This is a genomic window from Pseudomonas sp. GX19020, from assembly GCF_023371075.1.
Classification (GTDB): Bacteria; Pseudomonadota; Alphaproteobacteria; order Rhodobacterales; family Rhodobacteraceae; genus Pseudogemmobacter.
In genome coordinates this window covers 18,853-33,083 of record NZ_JAMCCR010000021.1, presented here as the reverse complement: position 1 = coordinate 33,083, position 14,231 = coordinate 18,853, and the positions used below count along the sequence as shown (strand labels likewise).

Sequence of the window (14,231 nt, the reverse complement as noted above, 5' to 3'; positions counted from 1 at the left end):
TGATGCTGACGGGGCGGAAGGCTGGTCAGCCAGGCGAGGCAAAGCCCGCGCGCGACTGACCAGCAGATCAGAATCAGCCCTGGCGTTTCAGCGCCTGGGCCATGCAATGGATGCCGCCGCCGGTTTTCGAGATTTCCGCGGTATCGACCACGGCCACGTCAAAACCGCGGGCTTTCAGCTGGCCGATCAGGGTTTGTGAGGCCTGGGGCGCGATGATGCGATCCCCGCCAAGGCTCATGAAATTGCAGCCGAGCGCCATCGTGTCCTGGAAAGGCACATCGATGATTTCATGGCCTTTCGCCTTCAGCCAATCAACAATCGCGGGTTCCGTGCAGGCGAGGCAGACGGCGGTCAGTTTCGGTGCGATCGGCACCACCATCAGGTCGATATGAACGTAATATTCGTCGATAAAGGCAAGGCGGACCTCCCAGCCCTCATCCTCGAACCAGCCCGCCACCTGGCGCGCGCCGTCTTCATTGGTGCGCGCGCCGCCACAGCCGACCAGCAGCACGCCTTCCTCAATCACATTGAAATCGCCGCCCTCGAAGGTGCCGGCGGTGACCATGTCATAGATCGGGATGCCGAGGCTCTCGTAATGGCGGATGGCGGCATAGTTCTCGCCGCGCCGCCAGGGCTGGCTCATGGCGGTGATCACGGCGCCGTATGGGGTCATCACGGACGAATCGCGGGTATAGACCTGCATCGGGAGTTCCGCCTCGGGCGGCACGGTATGTACGCGAACGCCAAAGCTCTCATAGGCCGCTTTCAGCTCTTTATGCTGCGCCTGGGCCTCCTGGATGTTGCAGGGGTTTTCGCGCAGATGTTTGCGCGACAGCGACGAGGTTGCCATATGACGCAGATAGGCCGGATCGCCCAAAAGCACATCGGTCAGGCGGTCGGTCTCATTCGCAAAGCCCCAATTCGCCAGCGGCGCGGTGCCGCCACCTGCCTTGCGGCGCTGGAGGGAAAAGGGTTCAGGCTTCGTTTGCACGTTCATTTTTCTCTCCTGTTGGGTCAGGCGCCTGGCATGGTGGAGGGAATCCACCAGTCTCGCCCGCGTGGGGTGGTGACATATTCCGGCCAGCGGAAATGGATGGGCGGGTCGTAATCGCAAAGAGGCGGGATCGGCGCGGCGGCACGGCGGGTCTCGAATTCGGCCCACATCGCGGCGCGGGTCTCCGCATCTTCGAGGATGCGCAGCGCCGAGAGCGCCAGCACCCCGGCGGCGGTCTGCACCATAGGGTCGATGGTCTCGGGGATGCCGCCAAGCGCGTTCATCACCCAGGACGGGTAGACATAGCCCTGCGGCGCGCTCAGCGCAGGCCGCGCGATGTAGAACCGCGCGGTGGGCGCGTGCCAGGTCATGTCGGTGTAGTCATCCGAAGTGGAATTGGCCTGCGAGGGTGGCAGATCTTCGCGCAGGATCCGTTCGGCCTCCTGCGGGGCGATCAGCCGTGTCATCTCGGGGATGAAGGGCTCTGCCATGGGCGAGAGGCCGAGACCCGACTGGATCTCGCGGGCGATGTCTTTCGCGGCCTCGCCCCATGCGGGGGCGCCGGTGGCCTGCATCGCTTCCCAGACCACATTTGCGATGGCGTGGTTCGCAAGACCGGGACGCGATTTGCAGACCCAGTGCCGTTCCACGCGGCAGCCTGTCATCGCCGCTGCATGTTCGGCGTTGCGATCCAGTGCGGCGGTCACCGCCTCGGCCATGGCAAGGGTCGGCACCCGCATCATATACTGGATTTCGGCGAGACCTGCGGGAAGGTTGTCAGCGGTGGCCTGGCCAGCCGTCAGGATCGCCTCGGAAATTGACCAGCCGCCCTGATGCGGCAACATCGAATCGCGCAGAGATTTTGACGTCAGGAACATCAGGTTCAGCGCGTCATTGGCGCCGGGCGCACGTACCGCCGAATGCGATTGCGGGATGGGCGCGCCGTCATGCGCGCCCCAGTTTTGCGGCTCATCGCAGATAAAACGGTAGATCATCGCATAGGCCGCGCCACAATGCGTGTTCCAGCGCACCGTATTGCACATCGGCAGCATGTAGAACGGGTGGAACGACAGGATCGCCGCCAGCCCGTCATAATAGCCTTTTGCGGCATGGATCGGCTTTGAGCCACGCACCTTTTCCGCTGGTTCGCCGGTAAAGCGCAGCCCGCCTTTGATGCCGTGTTCCTCCATCGCGGCTTTGGTGGCCAGAAGCCCCGCGAGCCCGGCAATCCCGAGGCCCGAATGCGGATCGGTATGGCCGCCGGCCTGATAGCCCAGGCCCTCGCGCGGCTCGCGCCGGGTGGAGGCGGCCTGGCAATTGCCCGGAACGGCGTCATATTCCGCATACATGCCAATCACGGGGTCACCCGCAGATTCGGGTCCGTTCGACCAGGTGGCACAAAAAGCGGTCGGCATCCCCGCCGATCCCTCTTCGACGTCGAACCCTTCGGCACGCAGCTTTTCGACATACCAGGCGCAGGAGCGGTATTCGCGCCAGGCGGTTTCGCCATAGGAAAAGATCGTGGCGCACCAGTCTGAATGCTCGGCTGCACGGGCTGTGACGCTGGCAAGGGCGGTGGTCTGGGCGGCGGAAAGCTGAGACATGACCCGGGCTCCGGTTCTGGGGCAAGGGGGCGGAAGGGGCCGCCATCCTTCTTTCAGGGCTAACAGCGCGTCGCGGTTGCGCGAAAGTGAAACCTTTTCCCAGGTTCGGCAAAGAAAATTCACCTTTTGCTTGTGCCGGGCGGCGAAAGCCGCAGACTGGCGCAAAGCCAGCGAGGTGAGCATGGCCCGTATCCCCTCGACCCAGGCGCTGCGCGCGCTGGAAAGCTTTGCCCGCCATGGCACGGTCTGGCAGGCGGCGGATGAGCTGAACCTGACCCGCAGTGCGGTCAGCCATCAGCTGCGGCTGCTGGAGCGCGATCTCGGCTTTCGCCTGACCAGCCGCATCGGCACAAGGGTCGAACTGACGCCGCAGGGCCAGGCCTATGCCACAGATATCCGCCGCGCGCTGTCGATGATTGCGGGATCGGCCACGCGCAATGCGGCGCGGGGCGTGACCGGAACGCTGTCGGTCAGCTGTCCGCCGGGCTTTGCCTCCAGCTGGCTTTGCGGCAAGATCGGCGGGTTTGTTGCGGATTTTCCGGATGTTACGCTTTCGGTGCAGACGCCGCGCCGGCTGGATGAAGTTGCGAACCCCGATGTCGATATTTTCATCACCTTTGGTGAAGGCAACCAGCCCGGAATGGATGTCGAGCTGTTGAAAGAGGTGGATTTCACGCCGCTTTGCAGCCCGGCCTGGCTGAACCGCTTTGAATCGATGGCGGATACCGGCGCGCTTCTGGGCGCCACTTTGCTGCATCTGGGCGATTACGAGGATTGGGAAAGCTGGTTCCGCCTTGCCGGTATGCCGGTCGAAGCGGCGCAGAATGGCATCCGTTTTGCCGATATGAACCTGGTTTACGCGGCAGCGCTTGGCGCCCAGGGCATCGCGATGGGCGACGAGTTCATCTGCCAGGATGCGATCCGCGCCGGCCATCTGGTCAGGCCCTTTGACCTTTCGGTACGTTCGGTCCGATCCTATTTCATGGTCGTACCACCGGAAAAGGCGGGCAACCCGACGGTCGGGGCCTTTCGGGACTGGCTTCTGGGCGAGCTGATCGGAGATTGATGCCTTTTTGATCGGCAGGCGGAGGTTCGGCAAATTCTGTTTCCCGAATGGGTGAAAAACTTTCTATTGTTTTTCAGAGCCCCGCATCTCAGGCTCAGGTGGATATTCTGCCCGGTTCCCGCCGCAACCTGCGGCCGGCGCCGGCACCCGGAACTCTGGCAAGGGATACCAAGTGACGCAGGCAGCAGAAATCGGAGCATCAGGGATCGGCAAGATGTTCGGGCGCTTCACCGCGCTGAAGGACATTTCCATGACCGTCGGGCGCGGCGAGTTTGTGACGCTTCTCGGGCCTTCGGGATCGGGGAAAACCACGTTCCTGATGATCCTTTCAGGTTTCGAGGCCCCCACCTCGGGGCAGCTGACACTGGACGGGCGCGAGATGACCGAAACGCCGCCCGAAGCGCGCGGTTTTGGCATGGTGTTTCAGGGCTATGCGCTGTTCCCGCATATGACGGTCGAGGAAAACATCGCCTTTCCGCTGAAGGTGCAGGGGCGTTCGGCGGCGGATATTTCCAGACGTGTCAAAGACATGGTCGAGATGGTCGGCCTTGGCGGGCATGGCCATAAACGGCCTGCGGGCCTGTCGGGAGGGCAGCAGCAGCGGGTCGCTCTGGCCCGCGCGCTGGCCTATTCACCGCCGGTTCTGCTGCTGGACGAGCCGTTTTCGGCGTTGGACAAAAACCTGCGCGGGCAGATGCAGGATGAGATGCGCCGGATCCACCAGGAAACCGGCACCACCTTTGTTTTCGTGACCCATGACCAGGAAGAAGCCTTGGCTCTGTCCTCCAGGATTGCGATTTTCGAGAAGGGTCAGTTGCAGCAGATCGCGCCGCCGCGCGAGGTCTATGAACGGCCCTCGAATCGGTTCGTTGCGGAATTCCTGGGCGATATCAATATTCTGCCGGTGACAGCCTCGCAGATCGAAGGCCGCGCCATTCACCTGCCGGACGGCACGGGCGACAACCTGGCGATCCGGCCGGAGAATATGGGCCTCTCGCTGACCGAACCCACCTGCGGCAATGCGCTGCCGGTCGAATTGCGCGACCTGACCTATCTTGGTGCCGAAACCCGCCTCGCGCTGGCGACCAAAGGCGGCGTGCCGGTTACCCTCCATATGCCGACTGCGAAACTCCCGGAGGGTCTTGCCCCGGGTGCTGCGGTCTGGACCAGCTGGGAGGCGAGCCGCGGTTTCATGCTTTAAGCGAACGATCCGGGACAGATCCGCCATCAGATGCGGGCGCCGGGAGACAGAAAATCCTCAACAGGGAGATGGATTATGAACGGACCTTTCCAGCGTGACCAGTTGGAAATCCTCGCGATGAAAGCCCGCAAGGGTCAGATTTCGCGGCGGAATTTCAACACTGGCCTCGCGCTTTTGCTGGGAACATCTGCGGTCGGGCTGGGAAGCCGCGCCGATGCGCAGACCAAAGAGCTGGTACTGGTGAACTGGGGCGGCGATGCCGGCACCGCCTATGATGCGGCCTATGGCAAGCCCTTCCTTGAGGAGACGGGCATCACCGTGCGTCAGGACGGATCGGGCCCGACCGAGGGCGCGATCCAGGCCCAGGTGGAAAGCGGCAAACCGACCTGGGACCTAGTGGATGTCGATCCGTTCTCGGCCGAAGCACTTGGCAAAAAGGGTATGATGGAGCCCATCGACTACGCAGTGGTCGACAAGTCGAAATTCCGCGAGGGTTTTGGCTGGGACTATGCCGCCTCGACCTATTTCTTCTCTTACGTCATTGCCTATGATGCGAAGAAATTCGGGGATAACCCGCCGACCGGCATCGCAGATTTCTTCGATGTGGAAAAATTCCCCGGCAAACGCGCGCTTTATAAATGGGGCGTTGGTGTCTGGGAGGCGGCTTTGCTGGCCGATGGTGTGGCGCCCGCAGATCTTTATCCGCTGGATATCGAGCGCGCGCACAAGAAGCTTGCGGCCTTCCGGGACAATGTCGTGGCCTTCTGGGGTGGCGGGGCGGAAAGCCAGTCGCTGCTGCTGGATGGCGAGGCCTCGATGGCCATTGTCTGGTCGACCCGCGCGCGCCTGATCGAACAGGATTCGGGCGGCGACGTGAAATTCATCTGGAAGGATGGCTTTGTCTCGCCCGGCGCGCTTGGCGTGGTGAAGGGCAATCCCGGCGGCGCCGAAACCGCGATGCAGTTCCTCGCCTCGGTGCAGGATCCCAAGAAACAGCTGATCATGTTCGAGATGCTGGGTCAGGGGCCGGCGAACCCGGCCGCAGATGCGCTGCTGCCGGCCGAAGATGCCAGATATAACCCGGTGGCCGCTGATAACTATGCCCAGCAAATGCCGATCGATATGGCCTGGTATGAGACCAATTACGGCCCGGCGCTGGATGAATATCTGAAGATCATCTCGGCCTGACCTGAACCCGACCTGAACCCCTGACCCCTGGCCATCCCGGCCCGGGGTCTCTTGCCCGAGGGGGTGCCCATGCTCCGATCCCGCCTGTTTCTGCTGGCTCCGCTGCTGATTTTCCTGGCGCTGGCCTATCTGATCCCGTTCCTCGGCGTCATGCGCTGGAGCGTGACCCTCCCCGAGCCCGGGCTTGGCCAGTACAAGACCGCGCTGACCGATCCGCTGGTTCTGAGCGTGATCTGGCGCACGGTCAGGATCTGCGCGCTGGTCACTGTGCTGGCGGTCGCAATGGCCTATATCATCACGCTGCTCTGGGTGCGGGGCGGGCCGGTGATGCGGCTTTTCGTCGAGCTCTGCATACTGATCCCTTTCTGGATTTCCGTTCTGACACGGGCCTTTGGCTGGCTGGCGCTGCTCTCAAACCGGGGCATCATCAACACCTGGGGCCAGGATCTCGGGCTGCTGGCAGAGCCGCTGACGCTGGTCCGCAATGAATTCGGCGTCGTGCTGGGGATGGTGCATTTCCTCATCCCCTTCGCGGTCTTCCCGCTGGCCTCTGCCATGCGCGCGGTGGATGAACGTGTGCTTCTGGCCGCGCGCGGCATGGGGGCATCGCGGGCGCGCGTCTTCTGGCAGGTCTTCGTTCCGATGACCAGGACCGGCATATTCGGTGCGCTTTTGCTGGTCTTCGTCTTCGCGCTTGGCTTCTTTGTCACGCCTGCGCTGCTTGGGGGCGGTCGCTCGGTGCTGGTCGCGGAACTGATCTGGCTGAGGATCTTCCAAAGCCCGGACTGGGGCCTTGGCGCCGCGATCTCGGTGATCATGATGGTCTCCATCGGCCTTTTGCTGATGCTGACGATGAAATATGCGAAAGGGCCGGGCCGATGATCACGCTCAAGCCGGGTCTCCTTGCGACGATCCTAGCGGCTATGGTCGCGGTCTTCCTGCTGATGCCGCTGATTGCCGTAGTGCCGGTCAGCTTCACGCCAGGGCGCAACCTGTCGATGGCCGGGGATGAATGGTCCTTGCGCCATTACCGGGCGCTGATCGAGAACCCGGCCTGGGGGCAGGGGGTCTGGCTTTCGATTCGCATCGGGCTGGTCGCGAGCCTGTTTTCCACCGCGCTTGCCACCGCTTTCGCGCTTGGGATCTGGATGCTGCAGCCGCGATTTGCCGGGCTTTACATGGGGATCGCGATGCTGCCGATGGTGGCGCCGCCGGTCGTCTCGGCGCTGACGCTTTACTTCTTCCTGACCTCGCTCAGCCAGTGGAACGGGGTCGTCGGCTATGACACGTTCTTTGGCGTTGCGCTGGCGCATTCGGTCATGGTCGCGCCCTTCGCCGTCGTGCTGATCACGGTCGCACTGAGCCAGGTGGACCGCCGCATCGACCTTGCCGCGCGCTCGATGGGGGCAGGGCTGATGACGCGGGTGTTCCGCATCATCATGCCGAATATCCGCTTTGGCCTGATTGCCGCATTTTTCCTGAGCTTTGTGCTGTCCTGGGAGGAAATCGGCGTGACATTGTTCATTACCTCGGTCAATGCGGTGACATTGCCGCGCCTGATGTGGATGGGCTTGCGGGATAATATTGACCCGGCAATTGCCGCGATTTCGGTGGTGCTGATTGCGATTGTGGTCGCGGTCGTATTGATCAAAACCGTCGTGCAATTGCGGCAGGGCCAGCAAAGATAGGGATGAAGACGTGACTGCGAATATCTCAACCGGGGTTTATCTGACCCACCTTCTGCGCAGCTATGGCGTCGAGGTGGTGTTCGGCATCCCCGGCGTTCACACGGTAGAGCTGTATCGCGGCCTCGCCGGTTCCGGCGTGCGCCATGTGACACCGCGCCATGAGCAGGGCGCGGGTTTTATGGCCGATGGATATGCGCGTGCCAGCGGCAAGCCCGGTGTTTGTTTCATCATCACCGGCCCCGGCATGACCAATATCGTGACCGCAATGGGCCAGGCCTATGGTGATTCGATCCCGATGCTGGTGATTTCGACCGTCAACGCGCATGGGCGGATGGGCTCTGGCGAGGGATGGCTGCATGAGCTGCCCAATCAGCAGGCGCTGGTTTCGGGCGTGGCTGCGTTCTCGCGCACGGTGAACCGGCCCGAGGAACTGGCGGGCGCACTGGCCCAGGCCTTTGCGGTATTCTATGGCGCGCGGCCGCGCCCGGTGCATATCGAACTGCCGATCAATGTGATGCTCGCGGATGCCGGCCATCTGCCTTTGCCAAAGCCGATGATGCTGTCGCTGCCCGCGCCCGCGCCCGCGGCCCTGCGCGAGGCGATCCAGGCCCTGGAGGGCGCAGAACGCCCGGTGATCCTCGCCGGTGGCGGTGCACAGCGGGCCGAAGTCGGACGGCTGGCCGAGCTGTTTGACGCGCCGCTGGTGATGACGACCAATGCAAGGGGGCTGCTGCCGCCGGATCATGCGCTGGCGGTGCCTGTCTCGGCATCGGTCGCCAGCACGCGCGCGCTGATCGCGGGCGCCGATGTCGTCCTGGCTATCGGGACCGAGCTGGGTCTGACCGATTACGACATGTATGAAGATGGCGGTTTCGCACTGCCGGGCACCCTGATCCGCGTCGATCTCGACCCGGTGCATATGGCACGGGGGATCACCCCTTCGCTCGCGATCACTTCGGATGCGGCGGAATTTGTGGCGGCGGTGCTGGCCGACCCGCCCCCGGCCGCAAAGAAGAATGGTGCGGCGCGGGCGGCAGGGGCGCGCGAGGGGCGTGCCGCTCTTTCGGATGCCTATCTGCGCGACCTGGCGCTGCTCAATATCGTGCGTGATACGCTTCCAGGTGTGCGGATGGTGGGCGATTCGACCCAGCTGACCTATGCCGGGAATATGGCATATGAAGCGGCCTCGCCCGGTACCTGGTTCAATTCGGCTACGGGTTACGGCACTTTGGGCTATGGCCTGCCTGCAGCGATCGGTGCGAAGCTCGCGGATGACCGCCCTGTGGTGGGGATCTCGGGCGATGGCGGGCTGCAATTCTCGCTCTCGGAACTGGCATCTGCCACCGAGGCAGAAGTGCCGGTGATCCTGCTCGTCCATGACAACAGCGGTTATGGCGAGATCAAATCCTATATGGTGGCGAAGAACATCCCGACGCTTGGGGTCGATATCTATACGCCCGATCTTGCAGCGATCGCTGCGGCCTCGGGCTGGCATGTCGAACGCGTCTCGGAACTTGAGACGCTGCCGGGCTTCCTGCGCGAGGGGGCTGCACGCAAAGGGCCGACAATGCTGATCTTCGGTGATGATCTGCGCGCCCAGGTATCGCTCTAAAATCAAACAAAACCGCCCGGAAACCTTTGTTTCCGGGCGGTTCTGATTTCACTTATCGAACATTTCAGCCAATCGCGGCAGCGCGGACATCTGCGTCGATATGTTCGACATATTGTCCGAAGTTTTTCGAGAACATGCCGACCAGAACCTGGGCCTGTGCGTCATAGGCCGCCTTATCCGCCCAGGTCTCGCGCGGGTTCAGAAGCACCGGATCCACGCCGGGCACATCGACCGGAACTTCAAAGCCGAAATTCGGATCTTTGCGGAACTGCACCCGGGCAAGTGAGCCATCCAGCGCCGCCGTCAGCAGCGCGCGGGTCGCCCTGATCGGCATCCGACGTCCGGTGCCGTGCTTGCCGCCGGTCCAGCCGGTGTTCACCAGCCAGCAGGAAGCGCCGTGCTTTGCGATCTTCTCTTGCAAGAGCTTGCCATAAACTTCGGGCCGGCGCGGCATGAAGGGGGCGCCGAAACAGGTCGAGAAGGTCGGCGTCGGCTCGGTCACGCCGCGCTCGGTTCCGGGGGTTTTCGAGGTGAAGCCCGAGAGGAAGTGATACATCGCCTGGGCCGGCGTCAGCCGCGAGATCGGCGGCAGCACCCCGAAAGCGTCACAGGTCAGCATCACCACATTCTTCGGCATCCCACCCAGGCCGGTGGGTGAGGCGTTGGAGATATAATCCAGCGGATAGGCGCAGCGCATATTGTCGGTGAGCGAATTGTCTTCGAAATCAAGCTCAAAGGTCTCGGGATCCCAGACCATGTTCTCGACCACGGTCGCGAAACGATGGGTGGTGCCATAGATCTCCGGTTCGGCCTCGGCCGAGAGATTGATCGTCTTGGCGTAGCAGCCGCCTTCAAAGTTGAAAGTGCCCGTATCCGACCAGCCATGTTCATCATCGCCGATCAGGATGCGCGAGGGGTCAGCCGAAAGCGTGGTCTTGCCGGTGCCGGAAAGACCGAAGAAGACGGCCGTGTCATCGGGGTTGCCGATCGCGTGATTGGCCGAGCAATGCATCGGCATCACGCCCTTTTCGGGCAGCAGGTAGTTCAGGATGGTGAAGACCGATTTCTTGTTCTCGCCACCATATTCGGTATTGGCGATGAGCACGGTCTTTTCGTCAAAGTTCAGCGCGATGACGGTATCGGTGCGGCAGCCGTGACGTTCGGGGTCAGCCTTGAAGGACGGCAGGTTGATGATCGTCCATTCAGGTTCGAAAACGTCAAGTTCAGCCGCCTCAGGGCGCCGCAGAAGGTGGCGGATGAACAGATTATGCCAGGCAAGCCCGCTGATCACCCGCACATCGACACGGTGCGCGGCATCGGCGCCGGCATAGAGATCCTGGACGAAAACCTCGCGCCCCTTCAGGTGATCGAGCATATCGGCCTTGAGCAAAGCCCAGGCACCCTCGGTCATCGCTGCGTTGTTTTCCCACCAGATGGTGTTTTCGGTCGAAGCCGAGCGCACCACGAATTTGTCCTTCGGCGAACGGCCGGTAAATTTCCCCGTCGTGCAGAGAAAAGCGCCGCCTTTGCCGATATGGCCCTCGCCGCGGGCAACCGCAGCTTCGACAAGTGCAGGTTCGCGATAGTTGTAATGAACAGTGCCAGCGCCGCTGATCCCCTGGTGGTCCAGAGTGCGTTTCGGGTTCACGCGTCCGTTCATAGTCATATCCGTGCCAAGCTCCGGTCGCCGCGCGCCTGGCGCGGCCTTGGTTGAAACTGCGCCCGGGCCTTGGGCGCAAGGGCAAACCCTATCCGTTTGTACTGCCCTCTTCGCGCCTATAACACGCGGTTGCGAAAGGAAAACAGCAACCTTTCAGGGAGTTAGCGCAACCATTCCAAGGTTAGCGCAACCACCGGCGGCAGCCTGCCCACAGTGAGGCATATTCGCCATGCTGCCGTATTTTCGTGACGCTTTTCCTGCCGGAACGGGTGGGTGATTCGTTTCTTGTTGATTCCTGCCCGCGCATTGAGGATTATATCCCGATAAGAAACAGAGCAGGATATATTATGTCGCGCATCGCCCTGGTGGACGACGACAGGAACATTCTGACGTCCGTCTCGATGACCCTTGAAGCCGAGGGGTTCGAAGTCGAAACCTATACTGACGGCCAGTCGGCCCTGGATGCCTTTAATCGCCGCATGCCCGACATGGCGGTTCTTGATATTAAAATGCCCCGCATGGACGGGATGGACCTCTTGCAGCGGCTTCGTCAGAAGACCGCGATGCCGGTGATCTTCCTCACCTCGAAAGATGACGAGATCGACGAAGTGCTCGGTCTGCGCATGGGCGCGGATGACTATGTCAAAAAGCCCTTCTCGCAGCGGTTGCTGGTCGAACGGATCCGCGCGCTGTTGCGGCGTCAGGATGCCGGCGTGGCGACGGATGCACCGGTTTCCGAAGAGAATAAGGTGATCGAGCGCGGCGAGCTCAGGATGGATCCGCTGCGTCATGCGGTGTCATGGAAAGGCCGCGATGTCTCGCTGACGGTCACGGAATTCCTGCTGTTGCAGGCCCTGGCGCAGCGCCCGGGTTTTGTGAAGTCGCGTGACCAGCTGATGGATGTGGCTTACGATGATCAGGTCTATGTCGATGACCGGACCATCGACAGCCATATCAAACGGCTGCGCAAGAAGATGCGGACCGTTGATGAGGAATTCTCGGCCATCGAAACGCTTTACGGCATTGGTTATCGCTACAACGAAGAATGACAGCCTCGCCGCGCCTTGGGCCTGACAATCACAACTCCCGTACCGGAACTGGCCGGCGCGGGGGGCAAGTTCTGCTGGGCGAAGACTGGGTCTCGCCAGAGAGCATTCCCGATGAACAGCGCGGCGCCCGCCCATTGGGCGGGCTTGTCGCGCTGAACCGCAGCCCGCTGGCGCGCAAAATCGTCATATTCAACCTGATGGCGCTGATCATCCTTGTGGCGGGGGTGCTGTTCCTAAACCCGTTCCGCGACAGCCTGGTCCTGAGCCGCGAGGCGGGACTTGTTCGCGAGGCGCGGCTGATTTCCGGCGTGTTCGAGGCCAGCCAGACTGGCCCGGCCACCGCGCCGGGTCAGGCCGGCCCGGAGGGGCAGGCCATCCCGGCGGCGCTTTACGACTATTCCGCCGCGCTGCGTCGTGTCGATCTGGCGCCGGGCGTGGTGGCCTTCATCTTCGACGCCGAGGGCGCGATTCTTGCGACCCGCACCGGCCCCGAAAGCGATCTGGTGGCCCGTCGTCCGACGGTGATCACCGATTTTCTGAACTCGGTCTGGGACGGGGTTTCGGTGGTGCTGTCACTGGGCCGCACCCAGCTGGAAGGCGAGGACAGCGCGACGCTGGCGCGCCGGCTATTGCCGAATGCGATGGCGGGGCAGACCGCCTCTTCGACCGGCCTGGGCCCGGATGGCGGCAAGGTGTTTTCGGTCGCGACCCCGGTGGCGGTCGGGGGCGAGGTACGTTCGGTCCTGGTGCTGTCTTCGGCGGCGGGCGAGATCGACCGGCTGGTGCGCTATGAACGGGAGCAGGTCCTCCAGGTCTTCATCGTGGCGCTGCTGGTCTCGGTTGGGCTTTCGCTGGTGCTGGCCTCAACCATCGCCAATCCGCTTTCGGATCTGGCGGCGGCGGCCGAGATCGGGCGCGGCGGCGACGGCGGTAAGGTTTCGCCGGGACGGGTGCGGATCCCGGATCTCGCAGCGCGTCCCGATGAGATCGGACGCCTCTCGGTCGCGATGCGCGGCATGGTGGCCGCGCTTTATGATCGCATTGATGCCAATGAACAATTTGCAGCCGATGTGGCGCATGAGATCAAGAACCCGCTCGCCTCGCTGCGCTCGGCGGTCGGCTCACTGCGCTTTGTGAAAAAGGAAGAGCATCGCGAGAAACTTCTCGATGTGATCGAACATGATGTGCGGCGCCTCGACCGTCTGGTCTCGGATATTTCGAACGCCTCGCGGCTCGATTCCGAACTGGTGAAGGAGGAGGAGGAGGAATTCGACCTCGTCCATACCCTGACCAATCTGACGCAATATCTGGGCGAACAGGCAGCGGAGGCGGAGGTCGATTTCCTGACTGACCTGCCTGCGGGCAAGATTATGATCCGTGGCCTTGAGGCGCGGCTGGCCCAGGTCTTCGTCAATCTGATCACCAATGCGATCTCGTTTTGCGAGGCCAGCGATGCCGTGCGGGTCTGGGCACGTCAGCGCGAGAACCGCGTACTGATCGTGGTGGAAGATACCGGTCCGGGTATTCCGGAACAGGCGCTGACCAAAGTGTTCAAGCGCTTTTATTCCGACCGGCCCGAGACGCATTTCGGCAATAATTCCGGCCTTGGCCTGTCGATCTCGAAACAGATCGTCGAGGCGCATGGCGGGGTGATCTGGGCCGAGAACATCCGCCACCCGAATGCCGACCCCAATTCCGAGCCGCTGGGCGCGCGTTTCGTGGTCGGTCTGCCGGTCTGACGATGTGACGGAAACGCAGATCCTGCATGCCAGTTCGGTTGCCATCGGGGGGCGGGGGGTGCTGATCCTCGGCCCTTCGGGGGCGGGGAAATCGGCGCTGGCGCTGAAACTCATGGCTTATGGCGCGGCGCTGGTCGCGGATGACCGGACCGCGCTGACCGTGTCGGGCATTGGGGTAGAGATCTCCTGCCCCGCGCAGGCGATAAGCGGGCTGATCGAGGCGCGGGGGATCGGCATCCTGCGGGTAACGCCCTCGGGCCCGGTGCCGCTTGCTCTGGTGGTCGATCTGGGGCAGGCCGAGACCGAGCGACTGCCACCCCGGCGCCACACATCTATACTTGGATATGAACTGCCGCTTGTGCTGCGGGCGCAAAATGACCATCTTGCTGAAGGATTGCTTGCCCTGATGACGGGCGGGCGACAGGAGTGA

General features: G+C 62.5%; 12 protein-coding genes. 9 read left to right on the top strand and 3 right to left on the bottom strand.

Annotated features, from left to right (window positions below):
• Positions 1 to 73 precede the first annotated feature (73 nt).
• Positions 74 to 997 (bottom strand): dimethylarginine dimethylaminohydrolase family protein, encoded by a 924-nt coding sequence (locus tag M3484_RS21520; RefSeq protein ID WP_249499178.1) that lies wholly within the window; start codon positions 995 to 997, stop codon positions 74 to 76.
• Between the two features lie 17 nt (positions 998 to 1,014).
• On the bottom strand, positions 1,015 to 2,598 hold the full coding sequence (locus tag M3484_RS21515) for a zinc-binding metallopeptidase family protein (RefSeq protein ID WP_249499177.1): 1,584 nt from the start codon (positions 2,596 to 2,598) through the stop codon (positions 1,015 to 1,017).
• 181 nt (positions 2,599 to 2,779) lie between these two features.
• On the opposite strand from M3484_RS21515, the gene M3484_RS21510 reads away from it, so the two are divergent.
• The 6 genes from M3484_RS21510 (at position 2,780) to M3484_RS21485 (ending at position 9,353) form a co-directional block, all read left to right on the top strand.
• Positions 2,780 to 3,664 (top strand): LysR substrate-binding domain-containing protein, encoded by an 885-nt coding sequence (locus M3484_RS21510; RefSeq protein WP_092901980.1) that lies wholly within the window; start codon positions 2,780 to 2,782, stop codon positions 3,662 to 3,664.
• Positions 3,665 to 3,836: 172 nt separating this feature from the next.
• Positions 3,837 to 4,865, top strand: a complete 1,029-nt coding sequence (locus tag M3484_RS21505) for an ABC transporter ATP-binding protein (protein WP_249499176.1) — start codon at positions 3,837 to 3,839, stop codon at positions 4,863 to 4,865.
• A gap of 75 nt (positions 4,866 to 4,940) precedes the next feature.
• On the top strand, positions 4,941 to 6,053 hold the full coding sequence (locus M3484_RS21500; RefSeq protein ID WP_249499175.1) for an ABC transporter substrate-binding protein: 1,113 nt from the start codon (positions 4,941 to 4,943) through the stop codon (positions 6,051 to 6,053).
• A gap of 69 nt (positions 6,054 to 6,122) precedes the next feature.
• Positions 6,123 to 6,935: an ABC transporter permease gene (locus M3484_RS21495; protein ID WP_249499174.1), complete on the top strand. Its 813-nt coding sequence runs from the start codon at positions 6,123 to 6,125 to the stop codon at positions 6,933 to 6,935.
• Positions 6,932 to 7,741: an ABC transporter permease gene (locus M3484_RS21490; RefSeq protein ID WP_092899294.1), complete on the top strand. Its 810-nt coding sequence runs from the start codon at positions 6,932 to 6,934 to the stop codon at positions 7,739 to 7,741. The genes M3484_RS21495 and M3484_RS21490 overlap by 4 nt, the downstream gene beginning before the upstream one ends.
• A gap of 10 nt (positions 7,742 to 7,751) precedes the next feature.
• A complete protein-coding gene (locus M3484_RS21485) occupies positions 7,752 to 9,353 on the top strand; it encodes a 5-guanidino-2-oxopentanoate decarboxylase (protein WP_249499173.1) in 1,602 nt (533 codons plus the stop codon).
• Between the two features lie 64 nt (positions 9,354 to 9,417).
• Here the strand turns inward: M3484_RS21485 and M3484_RS21480 are convergent, their stop codons facing one another.
• Positions 9,418 to 11,013: a phosphoenolpyruvate carboxykinase gene (locus M3484_RS21480; protein ID WP_249499172.1), complete on the bottom strand. Its 1,596-nt coding sequence runs from the start codon at positions 11,011 to 11,013 to the stop codon at positions 9,418 to 9,420.
• Positions 11,014 to 11,360: 347 nt separating this feature from the next.
• Here M3484_RS21480 and M3484_RS21475 point away from each other — a divergent pair, with 347 nt between their 5' ends.
• Genes M3484_RS21475 through M3484_RS21465 form a run of 3 tightly spaced genes read left to right on the top strand, consistent with a single transcriptional unit; the run spans position 11,361 to position 14,231 of the window.
• Entirely contained in the window at positions 11,361 to 12,062 is a 702-nt protein-coding gene (locus M3484_RS21475) for a response regulator transcription factor (RefSeq protein WP_092899290.1), read from the top strand.
• Complete coding sequence (locus M3484_RS21470) at positions 12,059 to 13,801, top strand: sensor histidine kinase (protein WP_249499171.1); 1,743 nt, start codon at positions 12,059 to 12,061, stop codon at positions 13,799 to 13,801. The genes M3484_RS21475 and M3484_RS21470 overlap by 4 nt, the downstream gene beginning before the upstream one ends.
• A 4-nt stretch (positions 13,802 to 13,805) precedes the next feature.
• A complete protein-coding gene (locus tag M3484_RS21465) occupies positions 13,806 to 14,231 on the top strand; it encodes an HPr kinase/phosphorylase (protein ID WP_349306287.1) in 426 nt (141 codons plus the stop codon).

Excerpts from the sequence above, each read along its gene's own strand:
- M3484_RS21520 (WP_249499178.1), bottom strand. The coding sequence starts at position 997 with ATGAACGTGCAAACGAAGCCTGAACCCTTTTCCCTCCAGCGCCGCAAG.
- M3484_RS21515 (WP_249499177.1), bottom strand. The coding sequence starts at position 2,598 with ATGTCTCAGCTTTCCGCCGCCCAGACCACCGCCCTTGCCAGCGTCACA.
- M3484_RS21510 (WP_092901980.1), top strand. The coding sequence starts at position 2,780 with ATGGCCCGTATCCCCTCGACCCAGGCGCTGCGCGCGCTGGAAAGCTTT.
- M3484_RS21500 (WP_249499175.1), top strand. The coding sequence starts at position 4,941 with ATGAACGGACCTTTCCAGCGTGACCAGTTGGAAATCCTCGCGATGAAA.
- M3484_RS21495 (WP_249499174.1), top strand. The coding sequence starts at position 6,123 with ATGCTCCGATCCCGCCTGTTTCTGCTGGCTCCGCTGCTGATTTTCCTG.
- M3484_RS21490 (WP_092899294.1), top strand. The coding sequence starts at position 6,932 with ATGATCACGCTCAAGCCGGGTCTCCTTGCGACGATCCTAGCGGCTATG.
- M3484_RS21480 (WP_249499172.1), bottom strand. The coding sequence starts at position 11,013 with ATGAACGGACGCGTGAACCCGAAACGCACTCTGGACCACCAGGGGATC.
- M3484_RS21475 (WP_092899290.1), top strand. The coding sequence starts at position 11,361 with ATGTCGCGCATCGCCCTGGTGGACGACGACAGGAACATTCTGACGTCC.
- M3484_RS21470 (WP_249499171.1), top strand. The coding sequence starts at position 12,059 with ATGACAGCCTCGCCGCGCCTTGGGCCTGACAATCACAACTCCCGTACC.